The sequence below is a fragment of the Streptomyces sp. O3 genome, from assembly GCF_054788135.1.
Window position 1 is genome coordinate 1 of record NZ_JBTVYK010000246.1, and the last position, 231, is coordinate 231.

Consider the following 231-nt stretch of genomic DNA (forward strand, 5'->3'; position numbering starts at 1 on the left):
ATGTATACCATCGAGAACCGCGCACTAGCAAACGGGATTGATGGTCTTAAACCTGTTCAGCGATTTGTTCTGTACAACGTGATTAAAGACGCTAGTACATCGTTTGACAAGGTCGCAGCGTTAGGTAGCTCAGTGTCAAAGATTGGTTACAATCACGGTGAGACTTCGGCACAAGACGCTCTAGCACTAATGGCAGCAGAATGGCAGAACAATGTCCCGATTGTACAAGGT

General features: G+C 46.3%; 1 protein-coding gene. It reads left to right on the forward strand.

Annotated features, from left to right (window positions below; genetic code table 11):
- Window positions 1-231 (forward strand): DNA gyrase subunit A (locus tag ACX6XY_RS30525; RefSeq protein WP_460338000.1); only part of this gene is annotated, 231 nt, incomplete at both ends.